We start from the raw sequence: 24,180 nt of genomic DNA on the forward strand, positions 1-24,180 counted from the left end.
TGCTTTGACAATATTAGCACAATACATGCGGTGTGCCAGTAGCACGCGCAACTTGCTGTTCCTGAACCCTTGAAGTGGCCTAGCGAGTTTCAGGAATCTCTGTTTAGGCAGGCAGCTGATTTAATGGCCTATTCTTTCGGGCGTTACCTTTTCCGAAGTGGGTGTATGCAGCAAGCCGGCTTTGCCTGTTTTCGCTCTCCAGACCACTAGCAGCACTACTAGGCCTACACCGCTCCCACCTACCACAACCATCAACTGTTCCGAAAAAACGGCGGCCAGCAGACTGTGCAGAAGAAAAAGCCCAATACCAAACCCTACAAACTGGAAAAGCCAGGGGCGACAAGGCAATAAGTCAACCCAGGACTGGCCTAGCAGCTGGGCCGTTTGTGCCAGATAATATCCGGCCTGACAGTAAGTGCTTATTACGAAAGCCAGCGCCACCCCAGACAGGCCTAGCAGCCGATACAACGGATACATGAGCGCAAAGGCAAGCAGCAAATCCAGCAGGGCGCCGGTAGTAATAACACGGCCACAGCCTTTGTGCTGGAGTAACGCCGTAAAGTTGTAGGCCCGCAAAGGCAGCACCAGGCTCGACACGAGAAACAGCGGAACAGCGCCATCGTAGCGGTGCGCAAATACCACCCCAAACAGCTCGTAGCGGAAGAACAGCAGAAAGAAGAACAGCGGAAACACAATAGCACTCAGCACCGTTGCGGCCGATTTCAGGGTGGCCAGCCGCTCCGCATCGGGTAGGCCAGGCTGGTTGAAATGGAGCAGTAGCGCGCTGCCCGTGGCTCCCAGCAGCAGAGGCAGAAAGGGTACATCGAGTGTACCATTGAAATACAGAGCGAACAAGGCGGCCGGCAGCACGAAGTTCAGCGCAAACTTATCCACCCACCGAAACAGCATCTGAACTACTTCATTCAGAGCCGTGTGCATCCAAAGGCTTTGCACAGTGTGCAGCTGTATGGGCACTGCCGACTCCTGGGAGCGGTAGTGCCGCCGGGCCAACTGGCCTAAGGCTACCAGGCGCAGCAGGTTGGCCACCAGCAGCCACCCGAGCAGTTGCTCACTATTCAGAAGCCGGCCAACCAGAAAGGCATGGCTCAGGCCAAACACGCCGGCGTAGGCCACATTCAGCAACGCTACTGACCGCAGCTGGCGCCCCAGCAGAGCAAAGGCTTCCAACACCGCCACCGGGGTACTTAGCAACAGGAAGGTTCCGGCTTGCCATGGCCCAAAGGGGGAGCCCACGTACTGCTGAAGCAACGCAAACCCTATGGCTACCAATAGCATCCAACTGCCGAGCAACGCTGCCTGCTTTCTGGTTATGCCTTTGGCTAGGCCACTTACCCTGGCGGCAGGGTAGCTGAGCACCAGCGTTGGCAACCCCAGACAAGCCACTACTTGTAGCACCTGCCATTGTACCCAGAAACTTTGGTAACGCCCGTAATAGGCCGGCTCCATGTATCGCGACAGCCACACCAGGGCCGCTACGCTGGCCAGGGCAGGAAAAAACCGGATCAGGAAGATGTACGCGCTATTTCCCAGCAGCGTGCCGCTCGTACTCCCGCCGGGCTTGGGCATCACATTCATCCTGATTAAGCTGCTTTAGAAGGCGTGCTGGATTACCGGCTACCACGCAGTAGCCAGCCGGGAAGCTTCGCGTTACGACGGCCCCCGCCCCTACCACGGTAAAGTCGCCGAGCTCGACGCCGGGCAGAACGACGGCGCCCATCCCCAGCCAGCAGAAACTCCCGATGCGTAGCGGCGGGGCCGCCTCGCCTTTGGTATTCACAACCAAATCATGGTTGGCTGATATCAGGCCTACCTGCGGACCCACGTTGGTAAAGTCGCCGATGGTGATACCGTTATCGGCATTGATGTACACACCGGGCGAGTCGCCGGGAAAGGTGCCCTGGCCTACCACCAGCTGCCGTGGGTTCCGGATGGTGCTGGTGTGGTGCACGGCCCACTTCACTTCCGCATTTTGCCGCAGTATCCGCCGGAACAGCACATCCAGCGCATAAAAGCTCAGGGGCATTTCCTTCCGGAGCCCCAGTGCACGAGCCACCACGTGCTTCAGCCCTTTTCTCATAGCTCAGAGTTCTTGCGCAGCATACGGCAGCAGACAGGCCTAGCTAATGGGGACTTTGCGCAGAATGGCCTCAATCAGATCCTGGGTGCGGATGCCATCCGCTTCGGCTTCATAGGTGAGCAGAATGCGGTGGTTGAGCACATCGGAAGCCACTTCCTTGATGTCTTCGGGCAACACATAATCCCGCTCATCTAAGTAGGCCACTGCTTTGGCGGCCCGGTGCAGCGCAATGCTGGCTCTGGGGCTCACGCCAAACTGCACGTACTGCTGGAACTCCGCCAGATCGTACTCGGCGGGCTTGCGGGTGGCAAAAACCAGCTCGATAATGTACTTCTCCAGCGTTTCAGAAATCTGCACCTGATTGATCTGCTGTCGGATGCCGAAGATGTCCTCTTTCGTCAGAATGGGGTTTACCTCGCCTTCGAAGCTCATATTGGCCATGCGCCGCATTACCTCCAGCTCGTCGGTTTTCTTGAGGTAATCCACAAACACCTTCATCATGAAGCGGTCAACCTGCGCTTCCGGCAACGGGTACGTCCCTTCCTGCTCTACCGGGTTCTGAGTGGCCAGCACCAGGAACGGCAGGTCCAGCGGATAGGTGGTTTCGCCAATGGTCACCTGCTTTTCCTGCATGGCTTCCAGCAGGGCACTTTGCACCTTGGCCGGCGAGCGGTTCACCTCATCAGCCAGCACCAGGTTGGCGAAGATGGGGCCTTTCTTCACCTCAAATTCCGACTGCGTCTGGTTGTAGATCATGGTTCCGACAAGGTCGGAAGGCAACAAATCGGGTGTGAATTGCACGCGCTGAAAGTGCAGATGCAGCACCTTTGACAAGGTACTGATGGTGAGAGTTTTGGCTAGGCCAGGCACGCCCTCCAATAAGATGTGACCACCGGTGAATAGCCCAATCAGCAGGCGCCCGACCATATACTGCTGGCCTACCACCACTTTGCCGACTTCGGCAAATACCTGCTTGATCTTGAGTTGATAATCTGGCACACCCGACGGCTGGGCGTCAGGAACAGAAGGAAGCGACATACGAAATGCGGAATAGGCAAGAGCCTAAAGGTAACAAATCGATTGGCGTCCGGCCGGTTTAGCCACTCGACCAGAATGAATTTTACAGACCTGCCCAAAAAGGGAATATGCTGAACTTTGTTTTGAATAATTTATATTTCATATTATACATTATTAAGTATTCCTGGTATCATAACCAGAGGCGGGAGGGGACGCAGCGCTGCTGACTGCGGGGAGAAATGGCTCGTGGTGTGGTGTATTCGTTTTCCTTTTTCTATCGATGAAATCCTTACTCATTCTAGTATTACTGTTTATCAGCCTAGGCCTATCGGCCCAACCCCAGAATGCCTTCCGATGGGCTAACCAAGTCCCCCTCAATTATCCCAGTCTCGCCACCGATTTGGGTGGCAATACGGTAGTTACCGGCAGCTTTACCCAGCCGATTACGATCAATGGAAAAACCGTAGCCCCATATGGCCTGGAAGACGTGTTTGTGGGGAGGTACTCTGCTTCGGGCCAATTGCTCTGGTTTACGCACATTGGAGGTACGGGGGCTAAAGCCACGGGGCAAGATGTAGCGGTAGATGCAGCCGGCAACGCGTACGTGGCGGGCGTATTTAATGGAACCGTCAACCAAAACGTAGCCGGCACTCCTCTTACGATGTCGGATATTATTTACGCCAGTAGTTATTCCCTGCCTTTCCTGGTTAAAGTCTCCCCTACCGGCCAGACCGTATGGGCCCGACAAGGCAAAGACCGTAGTGGAGACATTCAGTCTACCTCCGCAGTGCGGGTTGCCGTTGATCCACTCGGCAACGCAACCATTATCGGCTATGGCACCAGCACCCTTACGTTCGGAAGTATTACAGTAGGAGGAAATCGGACGGGCATTATGGTACACTTCGATGCGGCTGGTACAGCTACGTGGGGCCATACATTCAGCAGTTCTGTTACCACACTTACACGGGGGATAGGGGCTGATGGCTCAGGGAATACGTATCTCACAGTGCGGGTTACAGGCAATCCGTTTATGGATGGCCAATCGATACCCGGCCCTGTGCTTACCAGTGTAATTTTGGCCAAATTCAGTGGGAGTTCCGGCGCCCTACTCTGGGCAGCGCCTATTACAAATGCGGACAACACGGATCTGGCTGTTGACCTGGCCGGCCATGCCACCCTGATTGGACCTTTTTCGGGAGCTGCACAATTTAGCAGCCGCACCCTTACGAGTAGTTCTCTGGAAGTTTATGTAGCCCGTTATAATCCCGACGCCAGTTTGGATTGGGTCCGTTCACTAGAAGCACTAAACTCTGGCACTGAGCGCATTGCTACAAACTGGGCGGGCAGCAGCGTCGTAGCGTTGGTCAATACCTCAGCCAGTCCTACGCACGCCAAACTACTGGAGTTGAACACGCACTCGGGGGCCGTGACGTGGCGGCAGGAACTGGGCCCTGGATCTACCAGCGGCAGCAACTTGGCCATCAGCCCCTTGGAGCAGGTATATGTAGCTGGTAGCTTCTCAGGCGTGCTCGAACTGGGCCGCACTACCCTCACCAGCCCCACGGGCGCTTACTTCCTTACCCGCATTGATCGGGGACCCCGCGGCAACTCGCCCCACTTTGCCGACCTGATTAGCTGCTACCCTAACCCGACCACTACGTACCTCAAGCTGAAGCTACCCGCGCAATATCTGCCCGCCCGCGCCGCCCTGTTCCACATGTCGGGCCGGGAAGTATTTTCGCAAGCGCTGAAAGCCAATGAGACGGAGCTGAATATGCGCAGCGTTAAGCCCGGCCTCTACACGCTCCGGGTGCAACTCCCTGACGGAGTCGTTACCCAGCAAATTCAGGTGAAGTAGGTCCCTAGGCCACCTTAGGTCCGCCAAGAACTGAGAAGACCATCCAAATCTACTTTGGGTGGTCTTCTGGCTTATAGAGTGGCCTACTGCTTAGCTCACGGAAAAAGCAACCCGGCAGAAAATCCGGGGGCGGGGCTCATATCGTATGGAGGGAATTACGATATATATCTCTGCCGCAATGATTACTCTATACAATATGACCGGAGTACCGGTTGTGTATGCCGATGAAGATTGCCGCGCACTATACGACGTGCAGGGCAATATCGTCGCCTGGTTTGCCCAAGAACACCTTTATTCCTTGAATGGCCGCTACCTGGGCTGGGCGCATCAGGGTTGGATCTACGACCGGGATGGGCACCCTGCTTTATTCGCCGAGAATGCCATTGGAGGTCCTGAACGACCAAGCTTGCACAACAAGGCCCGGGCACTACCTAACCGAATCAGGCTAGCTCCGCTCCCAGCGACCTTGCCCCGCCGCCAGCCCCGCCCCGCCCGCCGCCACCGTGCCGCCAGCTGGTCGCGCAGGTCTGGGCTCGAATATTTTTCTCAGTAGAAGTCCCGTGCAATGGGCTCTTTACTGCCATCTTACTTGCAATGCCACAAAAAAAGGCCTCTCCACGCAGGTGAAGAGGCCTTTTTAGTACCAGAGACGGGACTCGAACCCGTACGTCCGTGAAGACAAGGGATTTTAAGTCCCTCGTGGCTACCATTACACCACTCTGGCATTTGGCTACTAGCGTCCGGACAAAGGTAGAAGTCCGAAGCTCACTAGCCAAAAACAAAAAGAGGATGTTGCAGAAGCAACATCCTCTTGGAGCGGGAGACGAGGTTCGAACTCGCGACCTCGACCTTGGCAAGGTCGCGCTCTACCAACTGAGCTACTCTCGCTTTTGATCTTGGCGCCGTAGTGGCGTTTTGATGTGACAAAGGTACTACAGGAATCCGTGTTGTCAAGTACAAGGGATAAAAAAACCTCTATTCAACTCCTGAAAAACCTGTTTTCAACTGATTTTCAGGGAGAAAATTTTCAGTAGTACTATGCAGTACTCACATCCTAGCAGCAGATTTGGGTGGCCTAGCGCCTGACTCAGTACTTTTTCGGCGCTAGGCCACTCCAGCTACTTCCCTCCTAGCGCCAGCTTCAGCTCGTTTAGTTTCAGCAGGGCCTCAATAGGTGTTAGGGTGTTTACATCCAGCTTCTCCAGTAGTTCTCGCAGGCGCTCCAAGGCTGGGTCGGCGGGCTCAAACATGCTGAGCTGCAGGCTAGGGCGCGGGGCATTGTGCACGGCAGCCGTGGGCTGCGCCTTAGGTCCACGCCGTGTTTCTACAGCTTCCTGGCTGGCTATTCCGTTCAGTGGCACCACTTTCCCTGCACTCGGCTTTTCATCCAGACCCGCTAATACATCATCGAATTCGGTGGGGCCTTCCTCTAGGCCAGTGCTAGCGCGCTCCTGCTCCAGGTGGTGCATGATTTCGTTGGCGCGCAGCACCACGGCCGTAGGCATACCGGCCATGCGGGCCACATGGATACCGAAACTGTGCTCCGAGCCACCTTCCTGTAGCTTGCGCAAGAACAGGATGCGGCCATCGGCCTCCTTAACGGCTACGTTGTAGTTGCGCACCCGGGAGCAGTCGTCGGCGAGCTGGTTGAGCTCGTGGTAGTGGGTAGCGAAAAGCGTTTTGGCGCGCGCCTTGGGGCTGTTGTGCAGGTGCTCTACAATGGCCCAGGCAATACTGATGCCGTCGTAGGTGCTGGTGCCTCGCCCGATTTCGTCCATCAGCACAAGGCTGCGGTCGGAGAGGTTGTTGAGGATACTGGCCGTTTCGGTCATCTCCACCATGAAGGTGCTTTCGCCCTTGCTCAGGTTGTCGGAGGCACCTACACGGGTGAAGATTTTGTCGATGACGCCGATGGTGGCCGCGTCGGCGGGCACGAAAGAGCCGATTTGGGCCAGCAGTACAATCAGGGCCGTTTGGCGTAGCAGGGCCGATTTGCCAGCCATGTTCGGGCCCGTAATCACCACAATCTGCTGGTCTTCCTGGTCCAGGCGAATGTCGTTGGGGATGTAGGCCTCGCCGGGGGGCAGCTGGCGCTCAATCACGGGGTGGCGGCCGGCCTTAATGTCGAGCACGGTGCTGTCATCTACCTGCGGCTTCACGTAGCGATGCTGGCGGGCCGTGGAGGCAAAGCTGGCCAAGCAATCGGTGACTCCAATGGCGCGGGCGTTCTGCTGGATCTGGGCCACGTACTCGGCGGCCGTCAGCACCAGCTCATTATAGATGCGCTGCTCAATGACGAACAACTGGTCTTCGGCATGCAGAATCTTCTCCTCGTAGGTTTTCAGCTCCTCCGTGATGTAGCGCTCGGCATTTACCAGGGTCTGCTTCCGAATCCAGGTGGTGGGCACTTTGTCCTTGTGGGAGTTAGTGACTTCGAGATAATAGCCGAACACCTTGTTGTAGGCCACTTTCAGGGAGCCGATGCCGGTTTCCTGAATGGCGCGCTGCTGCATCTGGAACAGGTAATCCTTGCCCGAGAAAGCCATTGCGCGCAGCTCATCCAGCTCGGCATCTACGCCATCGTTCAGCACACCGCCCTGGTTGGTCAGAATAGGCGCATCCACCTTAATCTTGGTCTGGATTTCCTCACGTAGGCCAGTGCAGGGGTTGAGCTGGTCGGCCAGCTTTTGCAGGGCCCGAATGCCGGAGGCGGCCAGCTGTTCGCGCATGGGCGCAATGGCTTCCAGGGCGCGGGAAAGCTGCAGCAGCTCGCGCGGATTGATGCGACGCACCGCTACTTTGGAAATCAGGCGCTCCAGGTCGTTGATCTGGCGCAGGTGCTGCAGCAGGTTCTCCAGCAGCTCGGGGTTCTGAAGCAGAGCCTCCACGGTATCCAGGCGGCGCTGAATTTGCGCGGGCTCCTTGAGGGGCAGCACCACCCACTTGCGCAGCAGGCGCGCGCCCATCGGCGTCACGGTTTGGTCGAGGATGTCGATGAGGGGTACGCCGCCGGGGTGCTGGGGCAGCACCAGCTCCAGGTTGCGAACCGTGAACCGGTCGAGCCACACGTACTTATCCTCTTCCAGGCGCCCTATGCTGCCGATGTGGCCTACGTCGGTGTGCTTTGTTTCGGCGAGGTAGTGCAGGATGCAGCCGGCGGCCGTAATGCCTTCACGTAGGCCATCAATGCCAAAGCCCTTGAGCGAGGTAGTGTTGAAGTGGCGCGTGAGCGTGTCGTGGCAATAGTCGTAGCCGAACACCCACTCATCGAGGGCAAAGTGGCAGAAATCGGGGCCGAAGTTTTCCTCAAACTCGCGGCGGCTGCGCTTGCAGAACAGCACCTCGGCCGGCGCAAAGTTCTGGAGCAGCTTGCCCAGGTAATCCATCGTGCCTTGGGCCACCAGAAACTCGCCGGTGCTGATATCGAGGAAGCTAATGCCAGCCTCCTGCTTACCGAAATGCACGGCGCAGAGGTAGTTATTGCTCTTGCGCTCCAGCACGTTGTCGTGCAGGCTTACGCCGGGCGTTACCAGCTCCGTGATACCCCGTTTGACGAGGCCCTTGGCCATTTTCGGATCTTCGAGCTGGTCGCAGATGGCCACGCGCTGGCCCGCCCGCACCAGCTTTGGTAGGTAGTTATCGAGAGCGTGATGGGGGAAGCCAGCCAGCGGCGTTTCGGAGGAAGTGCCCGCGCCGCGCTTGGTAAGCGTGATATCCAGAATGCGGGAAGCCGTGATGGCATCTTCGCCGAAGGTTTCGTAGAAGTCGCCGACCCGGAACAGGAGCACGGCGCCGGGATGCTCCTGCTTCAGCTGGTAATACTGCTTCATCAGGGGCGTATCAATCACGGGAGCCGGCCCGAGGGTGCCGTGCGTGCGGATAGGCTTTTTATTCGGATCGGCGACTTTGGTCTTCACTAGCAAGAGGGTAGCGCCAGCACAGGGCTGGCGAACGGGAACGGAGGGTACGTTTAGAACTGGACAGACTAAAGCATTTGCTCATGTCATGCTGAGCTTGTCGAAGCATCTCTACTGCTTCGTTGCAGTGACCTAGGCCAGTAGCCAGCGGAAGAGATGCTTCAACAAGCTCAGCATGACGGTAAAATGGCGAGAGCCAATCTGCCGTTCTTTATTTCTGTTATTGCCAACATCAGCCGCTCGGCCAGACGTTCCTACTTTTGTAGCATGCGCAAACTCTCCATGGAAGAGCTGAACCGGCTGACGGTGGCAGACTTCAAAAATACGCAAAAATTCCCCCTCTCCCTGGTGCTCGACAACGTGCGGAGCCTGCATAATGTGGGCGCGGCCTTCCGCACCGCCGATGCGTTTGCGGTAGAAAAAATCTGGCTCTGCGGTATCACGGGTAGGCCGCCCCAGCGCGAAATCACGAAGACAGCCTTGGGCTCCACGGAGTCGGTGGCCTGGGAATATGTGCCTACCACTCTGGAGGCCGTGCAGCAGCTGAAGGCCGCCGGCTACACGGTGGTGGCCGTGGAACAGACTACCGGCAGTGTGCCGCTGCCCGCCTTCCAGCCCGCGCCTGGAGTGGCCTACGCGCTGGTAATGGGCAATGAAGTGTTTGGCGTGGACGATGACGTGCTGGCCCTTTGCGACGCGGCCGTGGAGATTCCGCAGTTCGGCACCAAGCATTCCTTGAACGTGAGCGTGGCAGCCGGCGTGGTGCTCTGGGACTTCATCAGCAAAATAACGCAGGCCCACTAGGCCAGTAGAAAACAAAAAAGGCGACTCCTTGGGGAGTCGCCTTTTTTATGATCAGTGAGCTGGTTTACTTCTGCAGCAACACTTTGCGCGTCACCGACTCAGAGCCGGAAGTCAGGCTTACCTGGTATAGACCAGCCGAGAAGCTGCTCATGTTCAGGGGCACCGCTACTTCGCGCTGGCCGTCTCGCACTGTCTTGCGCAGTACTTCCTGGCCTAGCATGTTGCGCACCACTACCTGCATGTCCTTCACGGGCTTCAGGAAGCTGGCCGCCACCGTGAACTGCCCTGTGCTGGGGTTCGGATATACGCTCAGGCCCGAGGCTTTCAGGTCTTCGGCTACACCCGTCACCACGCTCTGGATGGCCAGATTATCAATGGCCCAGCCCCAGCCGTGCGAGAGCTGATCGGAGAACAGACGGAAGCGCAGGCGCACCACGTCGCCAGCCGCGAAGGTGGGCTGCAGGTTGAGGGTGCGGGGAGCATACAGGTCGGGAGTGCCCACGGCCGTAGAGTTGCCGCCGCCATCCACGGCGCTGTTCCAGCGGGCCAGCCAGGCGGCATTTTCGCGGCTGCTGTAGCCGGGAGTCAGAGCCACCCAATTTTCGCCATCCTTGCTGCCTTCCACCACTACGTAGTCGTAGAAGCCATCTTCACCGAATAAGCTGCCGGCGTCGTTGGGCTCGGTTAGCACAATTTCATCAAACTTCACTTGGGCTTTGGCCGCATCGGCATTTACAATGATGGGCACCAACAGCTGATAAATGATATTGCTCTGGAAGTTGGAACCCGTGCCATCCCGGTACGGGTGGTCGGAGTTGATGGCGGGGCTGGTGAAGCCCGGCTCCTGCCGAATAGAGAATCCGTCGCCCACGAAATCAAGTGGCGCTTCGCTGTTCAGGGGGCTAGCAAACGAAGCCTGAGGTGCTTTGAAGGCCACCACCCGCACGGCGTAGAACCCGGAAACCGGGTTTACGGTCCGGTTCGGGGTAGTGGAAGCTATATCGGTGGCGACGATGCGGTAGTTGATGATATCGCCGGACACGAGTGGGCCACCCGCTGTGCTCAATGTAGCTACGTAGATAGAGTCGTTGAACTTGGACAGGGGCAGGCTCGGACGGGCAGTACCGTTCACGTTGTACTCCAGCACCACGCTGCTGATGCCCAGGTTGTCTTTAGCCTTCACGACCAGGGTATAAGGCAGCTTTTCTACGAACACGAAAGACGGAGACGTAAGCTGCACCAACGGCGCCTTCACATCGGGGCCTACGAAGAACTCGTAACGGTTAATTACGCCGCGGCGCGTTACGGCAGGCGCAGCGTAGGCGCGGCCTGTTTCTACATCGGAAGCGGTGAGGTAGTAGCGGACGGTTTTGCCCAGGCCGGGGTTCGGAATAGTGGCTCGGTACTGGCCCGCCCCAACGCTAGCCATTGCCAATGTCACTTCCGTGCCGCCATCAATAGAGTACACCAGTTTCACGGAACCCGGTGTGATGGTGCCGTCGCTCTGTACGGTGGCATTTACCACAAAATCCTGAGCGGTTTCCGTGTCCTTGAAGGGAGTGTGCCGAATGGCGGTATTAAACCAGCCCATTTCGTTGAAGATAGCCAGCGTCAGCGGTCCTGGATCATGGATAGCTTCGGCAGCGCCTACCTGCGGCGACATGAGTGAGTTGGGGTTGCCGGCGGGGTAAGTAGCCTCATCGAGGTGCGAGATGCTGGAGCCGCTAGAGTAGGTAGCGGGGGCATAAAGGCGAGGGCGTTTCTCAACAGTAGCCGTGGTGTTGGCTGCCTGCGCCAGCGGGCTGTTGAAGTACAGCGCATTGCTAACGAGTTGCGCTCCTAGGCCAGTAGAGGGGTTCGTGAACAGGCGCACATCCGAAATTTTCTGGCCGGCCGCGTTCTCGATGTAGGTGGTAAAGTTGATGGGCGTAGTGCCGTAAGCACCCTCTTTGGTGGTAGCAGAGTAGTTGGTGCCCGCAATGAAGCCCAGGCCGTGGCCTAGCTCGTGCAACACTACCGTTACCAGGTCATACTTACCGGCGGGCGTATTGCCATCGAGGCCGTAGTACCAGTTGAAGGTGCTGCTGAAGTTGGCGTTGATATCGGCGGAAGCAGCGCTGTTCAGGTCGCGGCCAGCTATTTTCTCGGCCAGAGCTACGGGGTAGCTCACGTCGCTTTTGGTAGCGCCATCTATGCGGCTGTAATAGGCCGAAGCTCCGGCCGAACCCAGCACCCCCGCAGCGAGCGGCGTCCAGTTGGCTTTTACATGAATAGTTACCGGCGAGTGCAGCAACGACTGCCAGATATCCACCGCATGCTGGAAAGCAGCCTGCGCCTCCGGCGTGAAGCCCGAGTATTCCACCTCAATCTTCGAGCCCAGCGCCAACCGACGCTCCCCTGCCATAGTTGCCTTGAATACAGCAGGTGGGCCCTTCTGCGTAAACATGTTTTCTGGGCGAGCGGGGCAAATGGTTTCCGGAACCGGCCGGGGGTCTAATACAAACGTCTGCGCTTGCAAAGGCAGTGCGCCCCCCCAAGCTAACAAGACCAGAGATAGTAGTTTTTTCATCGATAGATGGAAGGTGAAGGTAGTTGTGCTTATAAAGCTAAGTCTTTCAGCCCTAATATTCTCCCTCGTTTAAGGTAGTGGCACCGGCTTCCGTTCGGTGCTCGTCTGTAGCCTGACAGTATTTTTTGCTCCATAATTCAATTTTCAGCAACATAATTCAGCCCGGTTTTCGGTCCATTTCTCTTCGCATAAGCCATCGGGCTATGCCCGCTCACAGGCCCCTGCTGCATCAGCAAGTGGCCTAGCGCTTTTTTAGGCAATTATCTGCTGTAGAGAATCATTCTATTCTGCACTTCGCCAAACGCGCCAGACCACGCACGTATATAATTCAGACCAAGCACATTTATCTTTCCGTAGTCCCATTATCCTGGTCAAATCAAGTTTGACAATTTTCTAGCTCAACCGTTATAATCTTGCAGGATTAGCAACACAACCGGCCTATTTCGAGCAAATACCCAGTAGGCCACTTCACGCCGGCTCGTGCTATCCGGCTTAGTTTGGCCGTAGCTACCACAGCATTTTCTGGAGTGTTTGCGCCAGGCAAGAACAGTCCAGGGGCGCGGGTCTTATCTTCGGGCTGATGTCTGAGCTTTTCCCTGATTCCGGAGCTACCGATGCGGCGCTCCTGGCCCTGCGCCCCACTATTGCCGCCACGCTGCCGGCCGGCCCCACCGAGAGCGTGGCCGATTTCCTGCACCGGACGCTGCGCCCCGTGCTCAAGCTACAGAACCAGCGGCTCCTGGCCACGGTGGCCGATTTTTTGCACGACCACCACGTGCCCTTCCGGGCGGCTTCCGAAACGGAGCAGCAACACCTGCTGGCCGAGCTGCTTGGCCGTAATACCAAGCTCCGCTACACGCTGGTAGGCCTGGTATCGGCCATGTTTACTTCAGAAGAAATGGCTTTCTATCGCTTGCACCGCTCGGAGCTCAACCGCCGCCTGCTGGAGCTGGCCGTACGCCGGGCTCAAGACCAAACAGCCCTAGTTGCGGCCTTACTGCCTGTGTAATGCCCACCTTGTATGAGCTGCTGGGGGTTCCGGAGCAGGCCACGCCCAATGAGCTGCGGCGGGCTTACCGCCAGATTATGCTGCTCACTCACCCCGACCGCACGCCCGATCCGGCTGCTCACCAGCGGTACCTGCTCGTAAATGAGGCCTACGAAATCCTGAGCCAGCCGGCCCGCCGACAGGCCTACGACGCGCTGCTTGCGCGGCAACGGCAGCCCCCGCCCGTGTCCCGGCCCACTGCTCCGTCGGTGCCCCCTTATGCGCGCCGTAGGCCACCCGTGGTAGTACAGCAACGCAGGTCGCGGCCATCCACGGAAGTAGACTTGCGCCCCTACAACCGCCCAGCCATGCTCTGGTGCCGGGTACTACTAGGCCTGCCCTTGCTGTTGCTGCTGGATTTCTTCGTGCTGCAGCACACCGTGCAAACGCAGCTGGTAAAGCTTGACCTACAACGCACGCGAAGCGGTGAGGCAGTGAATTATGTGGTTACCCGCCACGGCTCGTTCTCCACTTCTCAGGATTTTCCGGACTCCTTTCCGCCCTTGCAACTCCAGACCTCGCGGCTTTTCCATTTTGTGCGGGAAGTGCGCGTACCCGATGGCTCCCGTGTGCCTATTGGGTTTGAGTACGGCACCATCATGAGCTTCGCGGGGCTCTTATTGCTGCTGACCGGAGCCGCACAGGTGCGCGGAGTTGGTCCAGCCATGCGCGTAAACCTGGCCATCGTAGCCACTGTGCTTGGGGTAATTGTGGCGCTGCTGGCCGTGTTTTCTACCTAGGCCTAGGACACTTTCCCGAAACATCAAGCACAAAAAAGAGCCCGCTACGTGTGTAACGGGCTCTTTTTTTTGTGCGCTAGGCCAGTCTGGCGCTTAGTCGTACTTCGATTCGTGGAGGTGTACGGGCGTGGCTTTCTTACGCAGGCGCATGTTCAGGACTTCCACTATCAGGGAGAAGAACATGGCGAAGTAGATGTAGCCTTTCTCGATTTCCTTGTGGAAGGCTTCCATCACGAGCATCACCCCAATCATAATCAGGAACGACAAGGCCAGCATTTTGATGGTGGGGTTGCGGTTCACGAAATCGGCTACGACGCCCGAGAAAGCCATCATCACGGCCATGGAGAGAATCACGGCCAGGATCATGATCAGCACGTTATCCACCAGGCCTACGGCCGTCAGAATAGAGTCGAAGCTGAACACAATATCAATGACGATGATCTGGAGGATAATGCTGCCGAAGGTAGCCTTGCCGCCTTCGGCGTTGCTTTCATCTTCCTCGCCCTGCAGCTTGGTATGAATCTCGGTGGTGCTCTTTCCAATCAGGAACAGGCCACCCGCCAGCAGAATGAGGTCGCGGCCAGTCACACCGAACGGCGCGTCCATCCAGGGCAGATTCACATCAAACAGAGAAGCTTTGAGACCAATAATCCAGGAAATACTCATCAGCAGCCCAATGCGGCACAGTAGCGCCAGCAGCAGCCCGATGCTGCGGCCACGCTTCTGCTGCTCGCGCGGCAGCCGGTTCACCACAATGGAGATAAAGATGATGTTATCAATGCCCAACACAATTTCCATGAACGTCAGCGTCAGGAGGCTGACCCAGGTCTGGGGATTGGAAAAAACCGAAAAATCGAAGTTCATGAAAGAGGTAATGAAGTGACGAAGTGATAGGGTGACGGGGTGAGCAGGTACTAGAGGTGATGAGGGAGAGAGCTGAAGCCGCAAGTTTGCCTCATTTCACCTCATCACCTGGTTACTTCATCACCTGCTACGACTTCATATTCACGAATTGCAGGGGCTGGCCGATATCGGCGGAACGCTGGCGAAGCAGGGCAATAACGGCCTGCAGGTCGTCGATTTTCTTGGCCGTCACGCGCACCTGGTCGTCCTGCATCTGGGCTTCCACCTTCAGCTTGGCGTCTTTGATGGCTTTCACGATTTTGCGGCCGGCGTCCTTATCCACGCCGGCGCGCACCTTAATGGTTTTCTTGACCAGGTTGCCGCTGGGCTGCTCCTCGGCCGTAAAATCGAGGGCCGTACCATCAATTCCCTGCTTTACTATCCGCGTCAGCAGTATATCCTCCAGGGCCTTCACGCGCATGGAGTTTTCGGAGCTGAGCAGAATGGTATTGTCTTTTTTGTTCAGCTCGATGCCGCCCTTGGTGTCGCGCAGGTCGTAACGGGTCTGCAGTTCTTTTTTAGCCGTGTTTACCGCGTTTTCCAGGGTTTGCGGATCAACTTTGCTGACAATATCGAAGGAAGCCATAACGAAAAAGTGAGGAAGGGTTCGGGAGACTGTACGCCAAACGGCTAGGCCAGTTTGGGCAGAAAGCCAAAGGTAGAAAGTTAGGATTGATTGGCCGAGCCAATACCACAAGCCAAAAGGGCCGTGTAGTGGCCTAGAGAAGCGGCACCAGCTGATTCCGGCCGAAGCCTTCTATATTGCCCGTGTACTTTTTCTGCCAGCGCTATGCCCGTTGCCGCTCCTAGCACGCCCCCCGAGTGGGCTGCCTACTACCACCTGCGCTACACCGTGCTCCGCCAACCCTGGGGCCAGCCCGAAGGCACGGAGCGCGCCGATGATGATGAGGCCCCTACCACCACGCACGCCTTCCTACTCGACCCCGATGGGCAGGCCCTGGGCGTAGGCCGGCTCCACCCAAGTGGCCCAGGCCAGGGGCAGGTGCGCTTCATGGCCGTGAGCCCCAACGCGCAGGGCCAGGGCATTGGCCGGCAGGTGCTGGAGTATCTGGAAGCCGCTGCCCGCCAGCAACAGCTCTCGGAAATAGTGCTGCACGCCCGCGAGCAGGCGGTGCCCTTTTATGAGCGCCTCGGCTACGCGGTAGTGGCGCCCTCGCACACGCTGTTTGGGTCGGTGCCGCACTTTCTCATGTCGAAGGCACTGTAGGCCAGGTAGCCTGGCCTAGAACTTTTCGCGGCCGCGCCACAGGTCGAAGTACAGGCGAAAGTCGCCGAGCAGGGAAAGCCACGGGTGCTGGAACGTAGCCGGGCGGTTGTGCTCCACAAAAAAGTGGCCTACCCAAGCAAACCCATAGGCGGCCACCACCCCGGCCAACAGCCACCACGGCTGCCCCCTGCCAATGGACAGGCCTACACAGACCAGAAATAAGGTAGTCCCGATGAAGTGCAGCACGCGCGTACCGCGCTTGCTGTGCTCGCGCAGGTAGCGCGGATAAAACGCTGCGAACGTAGGTGAACTGGCCGAGGAGTTGGGAGGAGCAGGCATGGGCAGGAGGTTTCTCTAAAGTAACCTAACTTTTGCCCAATCATTCTCCCCTCCTTCTCCTTTTCTCAGCATGGAGCAACTCCCCGATGTGGCTGCCCTCGTGGCCATTTATAACCAGATAAACGCCTACGGCCGCACCAATGGCATGGAACTGCTGCTGAAGCACCCCGGCGAAGTGCAGTACACCATGACGGTGGGCCCCGAGCACCTTTCCTCCCCTGGCACCTGCCACGGCGGCGTGCTGGCCGGCCTCATGGATTCGGCGCTGGGCGCGGCGGCGCTTTCCCTGGCCTTCACGGTGGGCGAGCTGGTCTCGACCGTCGAGTTCAAGATCAACTACCTGCACCCCGTGCATCTGCACGACCACCTGGTGGCGCATGGCCTAGTGGAGCACAGCGGCAAAACCCTGGTGGTTAGCAGTGCCACCATCACCTGCCCCACCCGCGACAATCTGGTAGTAGCCCGCGGCCTGGGCACTTTCAACCGCTACCCCGCCACCAAGCGCGACTTCCACGACCTCCTGTTTCCGAGCGAGGAAGGGTGATTTAGTGAAGTTGACGTTCGAGTGGCCTAGCCCGTGTCATTGCGAGCAGAGCGAAGCAATCTTTCCTTGTCGCAAGTAGAGTATCTGACGAAGTTGAAAGCCCTTACTTCCAGCCAAGAGGAAATGACTTTTCGGTAGGCCAGCAGTTTGCTCGACTGGAAGGAAGGATTGCTTCGTCGTGCCTCCTTGCAATGACAGGCCTAGGCCACTCCATCCCTCAACCTCACCTCACACAACAAAAAACGCCGGGCCACCCGTGTTGCAAGCGGGAGCCCGGCGGTTTTTCAGGTTGCCGAACCTGGGTACTAGGAGCGTATTACTAAGATATTATAACCGTTCGGGAGAGTTAACGGACTGATGCTCGGCTTCGTCGCCGTACTCATCACCTTCTTCCATTTCGGGGGCTTCTACTTTGCGCACTTGGCGGGCACAATCCTCGTCGCGGTGGTTGCGGCCTACGGTGAACTCCACCCAGTCGCCTTCGTGCAGATCGTTGAAGTCGCCTTCGGCCATATCAGCGTAGCTGAAGAACAGGTTGTTGGGAGGCATTACCACGAAACCAAAGCCATTTTTCAGGTTTTTGATGGTGCTGATGCCTACCGTACCTACAGGGCCCGCCGCCGTAGGGCCGGTGGGGCGCACAGGCTTCACGGTGGGGAAAGCCACCGGCTCGGGCGTGTTCACGAACATGTTCTCGATCAGCTCGTCCTCGGTGCTCAGGCCCTGGTCGATCAGCTCGTGCATCTGGATGGGGTACGTTACGTGCTCCAGCAGCATCTGCGAAGCGCGGGTGACGCGGTTCTCGCCTTTGAAGTCTACGTACTTGAAGTCCCAGTTCAGCAGCATAACGCGCGTGCCAATGGTATTGAGCTTCTTGATGAGGGGCACATAGTCGGAGTCGCCGGCGATGAGCACGATTACATCGAAGCTCTTGTGCATGGCCAGTTCCAGGGCCTCGAGCGCCAGCCACACATCAATGCCTTTTTCCTGCAGACGGCCATCGCGCGTCTTCAGGGGCATGTAGTGGGTGCTTACGCCTAGGTTCATCAAAATATCGTCGAGCAGCCGGTCGTGGAACAGGCGGTCTTTGTCACGGGCTTCGGTAGCAGATAGGCGGCCACGGAAGAAATGCGAATCAGTGATTTGCGACAGGCGCACATCAACATCTTCTTCTTCCGCTACTTGGTGCCGGATAAACTCGTGCAGGCCTTCCATGCTAATGCGGGCCTTGCGGTCGTGCTGGAAGTAGTAGTAATCGCTGATCTTAAGGAAATAATTGCCGTCGTAGAAGACGCCGATCCTAATCAGGGGGCTATTCATCTGGTTCATACAAGAAACGGTTTGTGCGCAAAAAGGTGTGAGTAAGTAAGGGCAGGGTAAGCGGTTCGGCAGGACCTGCTCCGGGCAGGGTCCCGGTCAAAGATACAACTAGAGGTACTTAGTGTTTTCCAATAATGCATGAGTTTAACTTGTTTATCATAGCAGCATCGGCCGGAACATGGCAGGGCAGCAACGGAGAGCAAATCTACCCTTGCATAAAGTAGCAAGCCCTTCAATATAACAACCTATAAGCATCCTGTAAATGATTTGAATCATCACTTTATAATGAGATAGTTAGATAATAAATAGGCCTTTTGTCTATTGATAAGCAAGATACAATATTAAGCAAGATATATTCTTGTCGTTATTCGAGAAGTACAAACTCCCTACGTTTAATCCAGAACAAAGGAGGTGTTTTAATCACATAATCAGCAAAAAAAATTTACTGTCGAGCTTCTGGCTTAAATCCAACTCCTGTTTTCAACGCCTATGCCATTACCAAGGTTAAAAGTGGTTCTTTCTGAACGCATTCACAACGGCAAACCGCATTATTATTTTGTCAATACGTCTTCATCAAAAAAACATATTCTATCAACTAAAGCACCTCGGTTAAAGGTCTGGCAGGCAATTTTGCTGCCTTGGGATGTTCTTCGGCCGCCTACCCATGCATGGCTCCTACCACCAGCCCCAGCACCAGCAGCCCGTAGCCGCAGCAAATAGCCACTTCCAGCATGTTCCCGCTGGTAGAGCCCGTCCGGATCAGGGGAAGCTTCACCGTAAAATCGGTGAGGGGCATGAGCCACTTCACGCCGGCTTTGGTAAGAGTATCGGCCAGCAGATGCGAAACGTAACCACCGCCGGCAAACAGCGCCACGCCGTGCCAGCCGAGGCTTTGATCGGCAAGGTAGCCGATATAGGTCCAGAGGCCGGTAGCCCAGATTGTGTGCGTCCAGGAGCGATGCGAGGTAAACGGCGCCACCGACACAAACAGGCCTAGCATGCTCAGCCACACATACTCCGTGTACAGCCCCGCTACCACGGTGCATAGGCCCGTGAACAACAGCGCAAGCTTGCGGGTAGAGTCGCCCTGCATCGCGGCCCCGAGCAGCCCAAAGGCCAGCGCCGCCGTGAAACCCATGCGGCGGTCGGGGCCGGGCGGCACCTGGAAGTGGGTATAGAGGGCTAGGCCTGCCGCTACCAGCACAAAGGCCCAGCGCACATACTGCTGCGTGAAACCCAGGCGCTTGCTGAGGCGGGAGCCGGGGTGGTCGAGGTCGGGGGCGAGAGAAGAAAAGCCGGCCAGCGCAACGCCAGCCGGTGAAACCGGTACTCCGGGCACGAGGCAGGCAATTGCCACGCCGGTAATCAGGCCAATGGCCAAATGAGAAGAACCACGCACGAATAACGATGAGCTAACTAAACGAAGCCGCAAAGGTACCGCCCCAAGCGCTGTACCTGCTTACATAATTTCACTATTCTGCGACTTGCCTACTCTTTTCTCCAGCCAACCACTTCTCTAGGCCACTCTTAGCAGCATTACAAATAGTTTGTTTTATGAATATACAAGAAGACATGTTTTCCTGTTTTTCACTGAAGGGATTACTTGAAAAAGGTCAAACGTCGAAGAAGACCGTCGTGCGGTGCGCAGTCGAAGCATCACTACCGCATTGTGGCAGAGGCCTAGGCCAGTCTTTCACACGTGATAATATCCTTCGCAAGCTCAGGATGACGTGCGGGAGTAGGTGGCGGCTACTCAACCGCTCATTGCTACTTCTCGACGGGATAGGAAACCCTCTTTCTGGCCTTGGCAGTGGCCTACCAATGGCCGGAGCTGCCTTTCAGGCCACCTTGCATGTCCTTCATCTGGTTTTCCAGCATGGCGAGGCCACGGTGGAACACGCCCATAATTTCGGCCTTCTCCTCTTCTGGCAACGGGCCATTTTCCCGCACCTGTTCGCTGACTTGGCGCAGGTGGTTTAGGAGGTTGTCCCACTCCTCCGTACCGTTCTGCTTCTCGTTGTCCATCATAGCCTACTACCCACCCACGGGCTACTTGTACTGCGTGAACTCGGAAGATACGGCAGGCACTCCGAAAAGTGTCGGAAACTTTAGTGGCCTGGCGCGGGTATTGACTAGCGCGCCTTGCCGGCGCTCAGTAAGCTTGCTTTGCCCGACCGGATTTCCATTCGGCCGGGCTTCTACCTTTGCTCCTCCCCTAGCCGCTACTCGTTTTGAAGGTCACCGATTTACTGAAGCTCTACACGCTGGACCCCACGGGCATGACCGTGGGCGCCCGTCTGAATCCCGCTACCCGTCACTCGCTGAAGCCCGCCGACAAAGCCGAGCCGCCCGTGCGTCTGCACCTCAAGGGCCTCGTGGGCTCGCAGGATGCCGTGCTGGCCGCAGCCATGCACCAGGAGTTTCCAGATCAGCACCACTTGTTTATTTTGCACGACCGCGACGAGGCCGCCTACTTCCTGGCCGACTTGCAGCACCTGGTGCCGGATGAGGAGCCGCTGCTCTTCCCGAGTTCCTACAAGCGCCCCTACTCCTTCGACGAGACGGAAAACGCCAACGTACTGATGCGGGCGGAGGTGCTGAACAAACTCAACTCACACCGAGGCCCCAAAACCACCGCCGAGCAAGCCGCCGACGATGCCGAGGACGCTACGCCGGAAGCAGAAGGCCAGCCTAAAGGCAAGAAGCGCGTGAAGGCTACGGCTAAGGAAACTGCCGGCGCCCTCATCGTGACCTACCCCGAGGCGCTGTTTGAGAAGGTAATCAACAAGAAAAGCCTAGTGGCCAACACCTTCCTGGTGAAGGTGGGCGACAAGCTGGATGTGAACTTCGTTAGTGATATGCTGGCGGAGTACGACTTCGAGCGGACTGACTTCGTGTATGAGGCGGGGCAGTTTGCGGTGCGCGGCGGTATTGTGGACATCTTCAGCTACGCCAACGAGCTGCCCTACCGCATCGAGCTGTTCGGGGATGAGGTGGAAACCATCCGGACGTTTGACCCCGAGAGCCAGTTGTCGGTGGAGAAGCGCCAGCAGGTGAGCATTATCCCGAACGTGCAAACCAAGCTGCTGCAGGAAACCCGTGAGGCGTTCCTGGACTTCATCCCAAAGAACACGGCCATTTGGGCCAAGGACCTGCGCCAAGCGCTGGATGTGGTGGAGGAATCGTTCGACCGGGCCGAGGCGGGCTTCAAGGAGATGCTGGAAGTGGCTGGCGGCACGCAGGTGGTCAGCAAGCCCGAAGATTTATTTGAGACCAACAAGAGCTTTAAGAAGCTGCTGGAAGGCTTTGCGGTGGTGGAGTTTGGCAAGCGTTTCTACTACAAGACTGGCGAAGATTTCCAGTTTAACAGCAAGCCCCAGCCTAGCTTCAACAAGGACTTCAACCGCTTGGTGAAGAATCTGCACGACAACCAGCAGAAGGGCTATACCAATATCATTGCCGCCGAACAGGTGCGCCAGGCCGACCGCCTCCGCACCATTTTCGATGAGCTGGACAACAACGTGCAGTTTCAGCACATGCTGATAGGCCTACGCGAAGGCTTCATTGATGAGACCCTGAAGCTGCTGGTGTACACCGACCACCAGCTGTTCGAGCGCTTCTATCGGGCCCAGGAAACGCGCAAGTTCTCCAAGAAAAAGGCCCTGACCCTGAAGGAGCTGCGCACCCTAGTGCCCGGCGACTACGTGGTGCACCAGGACTACGGCATTGCGCGGTTTGCGGGCCTCACGCAGGTAGAAATCAACGATAGGCTGCAGGAGGCCATCCGGCTGGTGTACCGCGACGACGATGTGCTAACGGTGAGCATTCACGCCCTGCACAAGATTGCCAAATACTCGGGGGCCGAGGGCAACCCGCCCACCATGAGCAAGCTGGGCTCGCCGGAGTGGGAGAACAAGAAGAAGTCGGTTAAGAAGAAGGTGAAGGACATTGCGGCCGAGCTGATTCGGCTGTACGCCAAGCGCAAAACCGCGCCCGGCCACGCCTTCGCCCACGACTCGTTTATGCAGGCCGAGCTGGAATCCTCGTTCATTTATGAGGATACGCCCGACCAGGCCAAGGCCACCGAGGACGTGAAGCGCGACATGGAGGTGCCCCACCCCATGGACCGCCTCGTGTGCGGCGACGTGGGCTTCGGCAAGACGGAAGTAGCCATTCGGGCGGCGTTTAAGGCCGTGGCCGATGGCAAGCAGGTAGCCATTCTGGTGCCTACCACCATTCTGGCCATGCAACACTACAAAACATTCCGGGAGCGGCTGAGCAACCTGCCCGTGACGGTGGAGTACGTGAACCGCTTCAAGAGCACCAAGCAAATCAAGGAAACCCTGGGCCGCGTGGCGGAGGGCAAAACCGACATCCTCATTGGCACACACCGCCTCACTAATAAGGACGTCAAGTTCAAGGACCTAGGCCTATTGGTGATTGACGAGGAGCAGAAGTTCGGGGTGAAAACCAAGGACAAGCTCAAGGAAATCAAGGTGAACGTAGATACGCTCACCCTCTCAGCTACGCCCATTCCGCGCACCCTGCACTTCTCGCTGATGGGTGCCCGCGACCTGAGCGTAATTGCCACGCCCCCACCCAACCGCCAGCCGGTGCAAACCGAGCTGCACGTGTTTGATGAGCTGCTGGTGCGCGACGCCATATCGCGCGAGCTGAAGCGCGGCGGGCAGGTGTTCTTTGTGCACAACCGCGTGAAGGACATTGAGGAGCAGGCCAACATGATTCTGCGCCTGGTGCCCGATGCCCGCGTAACCTACGTGCACGGCCAGATGGACGGCGACCTGCTTGAAAAGCGCATGATGAAGTTTGTGGATGGCGACTACGACGTGCTGGTGGCCACCACCCTCATTGAGAGTGGCCTAGACATTGCCAACGCCAACACCATCCTCATCAACCGGGCCCACATGCACGGCCTCAGTGACCTGCACCAGATGCGCGGGCGCGTAGGCCGCTCCAACAAGAAGGCTTACTGCTACCTCCTCACGCCCCCGGTGGCGGGCCTGCCCTCCGACGCCCGCAAGCGCCTGAGCACCCTGGAGGAATTCTCGGACCTGGGCGCGGGCTTCAACGTGGCCATGCGCGACCTCGATATTAGGGGGGCCGGCAACCTGCTGGGCGGCGAGCAGTCGGGCTTTATCAACGACCTGGGCTTCGAGACCTATCACCAGATTCTGGACGAGGCCGTGACGGAGCTGAAGGAAACCGAGTTCCGCGACCTGTTCCTAGGCGACACCACCCAGCGCCTGCAGGAAGTGGCCGGTGCCGCAGGGCCCAAGGAGTGCAACATTGAGACGGACTTGCAGGTGCTAATACCCGACCGCTACGTGGCCAGCGTATCGGAGCGGTTGCAGCTGTATAGCAAGCTGGATAGGGCCAAGAACGCCGAGGAGCTGCGCAAGGTGCTCAACGGCATGACGGACCGCTTCGGGCCGCTGCCCGCCGAGGTGGAGCAGCTAGCCGACATTGTGCGCCTGCGCTGGCAGGCCTGCCACGCCGGCTTCGAGAAGCTGACGCTGAAGAAGAACCTGCTGAAAGGCTTCATTCCGGCCACCAACAACGAGCGGTACTTCCAGAGCAACACCTTCGGCAACATCCTTAGTTACGTGCAAACCCACCCCCGCTCGGCCTCCATGAAGGAGCGCAAGGAGCAGCTCATCATCAGCATCGAGGACGTGAAAAATGTGCAAGCTGCCCAACGAATTCTGAATGAGTTGGGGAGTGAGGAGAAGGTGGGGGTGTAAGTAGAGTATAGAACACATAAAAAAGCAGCGCGT

The 24,180-nt window shown here is 57.4% G+C and carries 19 protein-coding genes and 2 tRNA genes; 8 read left to right on the top strand and 13 right to left on the bottom strand.

Annotation, left to right across the window (positions count from 1 at the left end; all coding sequences use genetic code 11):
- Positions 1-120 precede the first annotated feature (120 nt).
- Genes CFT68_RS15325 through CFT68_RS15335 form a run of 3 tightly spaced genes read right to left on the bottom strand, consistent with a single transcriptional unit; the run spans position 121 to position 3,136 of the window.
- On the bottom strand, positions 121-1,590 hold the full coding sequence (locus tag CFT68_RS15325; protein ID WP_212590419.1) for a lipopolysaccharide biosynthesis protein: 1,470 nt from the start codon (positions 1,588-1,590) through the stop codon (positions 121-123).
- Positions 1,541-2,098: an acyltransferase gene (locus CFT68_RS15330; protein WP_088844412.1), complete on the bottom strand. Its 558-nt coding sequence runs from the start codon at positions 2,096-2,098 to the stop codon at positions 1,541-1,543. Before CFT68_RS15330 ends, CFT68_RS15325 begins: the two co-directional genes overlap by 50 nt.
- Positions 2,099-2,137: 39 nt before the next feature.
- Positions 2,138-3,136 carry an AAA family ATPase gene (locus tag CFT68_RS15335; protein ID WP_088844413.1) on the bottom strand — a complete coding sequence of 333 codons (999 nt, stop codon included), beginning with the start codon at positions 3,134-3,136 and terminating at the stop codon, positions 2,138-2,140.
- Positions 3,137-3,395: 259 nt separating this feature from the next.
- On the opposite strand from CFT68_RS15335, the gene CFT68_RS15340 reads away from it, so the two are divergent.
- Together CFT68_RS15340 and CFT68_RS22430 are read left to right on the top strand one after the other, a co-directional pair.
- A complete protein-coding gene (locus tag CFT68_RS15340) occupies positions 3,396-4,973 on the top strand; it encodes an SBBP repeat-containing protein (protein WP_088844414.1) in 1,578 nt (525 codons plus the stop codon).
- Positions 4,974-5,169: 196 nt separating this feature from the next.
- Entirely contained in the window at positions 5,170-5,526 is a 357-nt protein-coding gene (locus tag CFT68_RS22430; RefSeq protein WP_394340117.1) for a 4-fold beta flower protein, read from the top strand.
- An 88-nt stretch (positions 5,527-5,614) separates the two neighbouring features.
- Here CFT68_RS22430 and CFT68_RS15350 read toward each other — a convergent pair.
- The 3 genes from CFT68_RS15350 to mutS form a co-directional block, all read right to left on the bottom strand.
- Positions 5,615-5,697 (bottom strand) — tRNA-Leu (locus CFT68_RS15350).
- Between the two features lie 88 nt (positions 5,698-5,785).
- Positions 5,786-5,861, bottom strand: a tRNA-Gly gene (locus tag CFT68_RS15355).
- A gap of 230 nt (positions 5,862-6,091) precedes the next feature.
- Positions 6,092-8,803, bottom strand: a complete 2,712-nt coding sequence (gene mutS, locus CFT68_RS15360) for a DNA mismatch repair protein MutS (protein ID WP_088845098.1) — start codon at positions 8,801-8,803, stop codon at positions 6,092-6,094.
- A 354-nt stretch (positions 8,804-9,157) separates the two neighbouring features.
- Here mutS and CFT68_RS15365 point away from each other — a divergent pair, with 354 nt between their 5' ends.
- Complete coding sequence (locus tag CFT68_RS15365; RefSeq protein WP_088844416.1) at positions 9,158-9,694, top strand: RNA methyltransferase; 537 nt, start codon at positions 9,158-9,160, stop codon at positions 9,692-9,694.
- Between the two features lie 64 nt (positions 9,695-9,758).
- On the opposite strand, the gene CFT68_RS15370 is transcribed toward CFT68_RS15365, so the two are convergent.
- The gene (locus tag CFT68_RS15370; protein WP_088844417.1) at positions 9,759-12,263 is read right to left on the bottom strand and encodes a T9SS type A sorting domain-containing protein; all 2,505 of its coding nucleotides are present in this window, start codon (positions 12,261-12,263) and stop codon (positions 9,759-9,761) included.
- 580 nt (positions 12,264-12,843) lie between these two features.
- Here CFT68_RS15370 and CFT68_RS15375 point away from each other — a divergent pair.
- A complete protein-coding gene (locus tag CFT68_RS15375) occupies positions 12,844-13,272 on the top strand; it encodes a hypothetical protein (protein WP_088844418.1) in 429 nt (142 codons plus the stop codon).
- On the top strand, positions 13,272-14,051 hold the full coding sequence (locus CFT68_RS15380) for a J domain-containing protein (protein WP_088844419.1): 780 nt from the start codon (positions 13,272-13,274) through the stop codon (positions 14,049-14,051). Before CFT68_RS15375 ends, CFT68_RS15380 begins: the two co-directional genes overlap by 1 nt.
- Positions 14,052-14,144: 93 nt before the next feature.
- Here the strand turns inward: CFT68_RS15380 and CFT68_RS15385 are convergent, their stop codons facing one another.
- On the bottom strand, positions 14,145-14,915 hold the full coding sequence (locus CFT68_RS15385) for a TerC family protein (protein ID WP_088844420.1): 771 nt from the start codon (positions 14,913-14,915) through the stop codon (positions 14,145-14,147).
- Positions 14,916-15,042: 127 nt separating this feature from the next.
- On the bottom strand, positions 15,043-15,540 hold the full coding sequence (locus CFT68_RS15390) for a YajQ family cyclic di-GMP-binding protein (protein ID WP_088844421.1): 498 nt from the start codon (positions 15,538-15,540) through the stop codon (positions 15,043-15,045).
- A gap of 204 nt (positions 15,541-15,744) precedes the next feature.
- Here CFT68_RS15390 and CFT68_RS15395 point away from each other — a divergent pair, with 204 nt between their 5' ends.
- Complete coding sequence (locus CFT68_RS15395; protein ID WP_088844422.1) at positions 15,745-16,182, top strand: GNAT family N-acetyltransferase; 438 nt, start codon at positions 15,745-15,747, stop codon at positions 16,180-16,182.
- Between the two features lie 15 nt (positions 16,183-16,197).
- Here the strand turns inward: CFT68_RS15395 and CFT68_RS15400 are convergent, their stop codons facing one another.
- The gene (locus CFT68_RS15400) at positions 16,198-16,521 is read right to left on the bottom strand and encodes a DUF962 domain-containing protein (protein ID WP_088844423.1); all 324 of its coding nucleotides are present in this window, start codon (positions 16,519-16,521) and stop codon (positions 16,198-16,200) included.
- Positions 16,522-16,591: 70 nt separating this feature from the next.
- On the opposite strand from CFT68_RS15400, the gene CFT68_RS15405 reads away from it, so the two are divergent.
- The gene (locus CFT68_RS15405; protein WP_088844424.1) at positions 16,592-17,065 is read left to right on the top strand and encodes a PaaI family thioesterase; all 474 of its coding nucleotides are present in this window, start codon (positions 16,592-16,594) and stop codon (positions 17,063-17,065) included.
- A gap of 327 nt (positions 17,066-17,392) precedes the next feature.
- Here CFT68_RS15405 and CFT68_RS15410 read toward each other — a convergent pair whose 3' ends face one another.
- The 3 genes from CFT68_RS15410 to CFT68_RS15420 all read right to left on the bottom strand — a co-directional run bounded on the left by CFT68_RS15410 (position 17,393) and on the right by CFT68_RS15420 (position 20,413).
- Positions 17,393-18,394, bottom strand: a complete 1,002-nt coding sequence (locus CFT68_RS15410) for an NYN domain-containing protein (RefSeq protein WP_088844425.1) — start codon at positions 18,392-18,394, stop codon at positions 17,393-17,395.
- A 649-nt stretch (positions 18,395-19,043) separates the two neighbouring features.
- Complete coding sequence (locus CFT68_RS15415; protein ID WP_170934820.1) at positions 19,044-19,784, bottom strand: metal-dependent hydrolase; 741 nt, start codon at positions 19,782-19,784, stop codon at positions 19,044-19,046.
- Positions 19,785-20,200: 416 nt separating this feature from the next.
- Positions 20,201-20,413, bottom strand: coding sequence for a hypothetical protein (locus CFT68_RS15420; RefSeq protein ID WP_088844427.1), 213 nt, complete (start codon positions 20,411-20,413; stop codon positions 20,201-20,203).
- Between the two features lie 203 nt (positions 20,414-20,616).
- On the opposite strand from CFT68_RS15420, the gene mfd reads away from it, so the two are divergent.
- On the top strand, positions 20,617-24,147 hold the full coding sequence (gene mfd / locus CFT68_RS15425; RefSeq protein WP_088844428.1) for a transcription-repair coupling factor: 3,531 nt from the start codon (positions 20,617-20,619) through the stop codon (positions 24,145-24,147).
- Positions 24,148-24,180 lie beyond the last annotated feature (33 nt).

Source organism: Hymenobacter gelipurpurascens, assembly GCF_900187375.1.
GTDB lineage: Bacteria > Bacteroidota > Bacteroidia > Cytophagales > Hymenobacteraceae > Hymenobacter > Hymenobacter gelipurpurascens.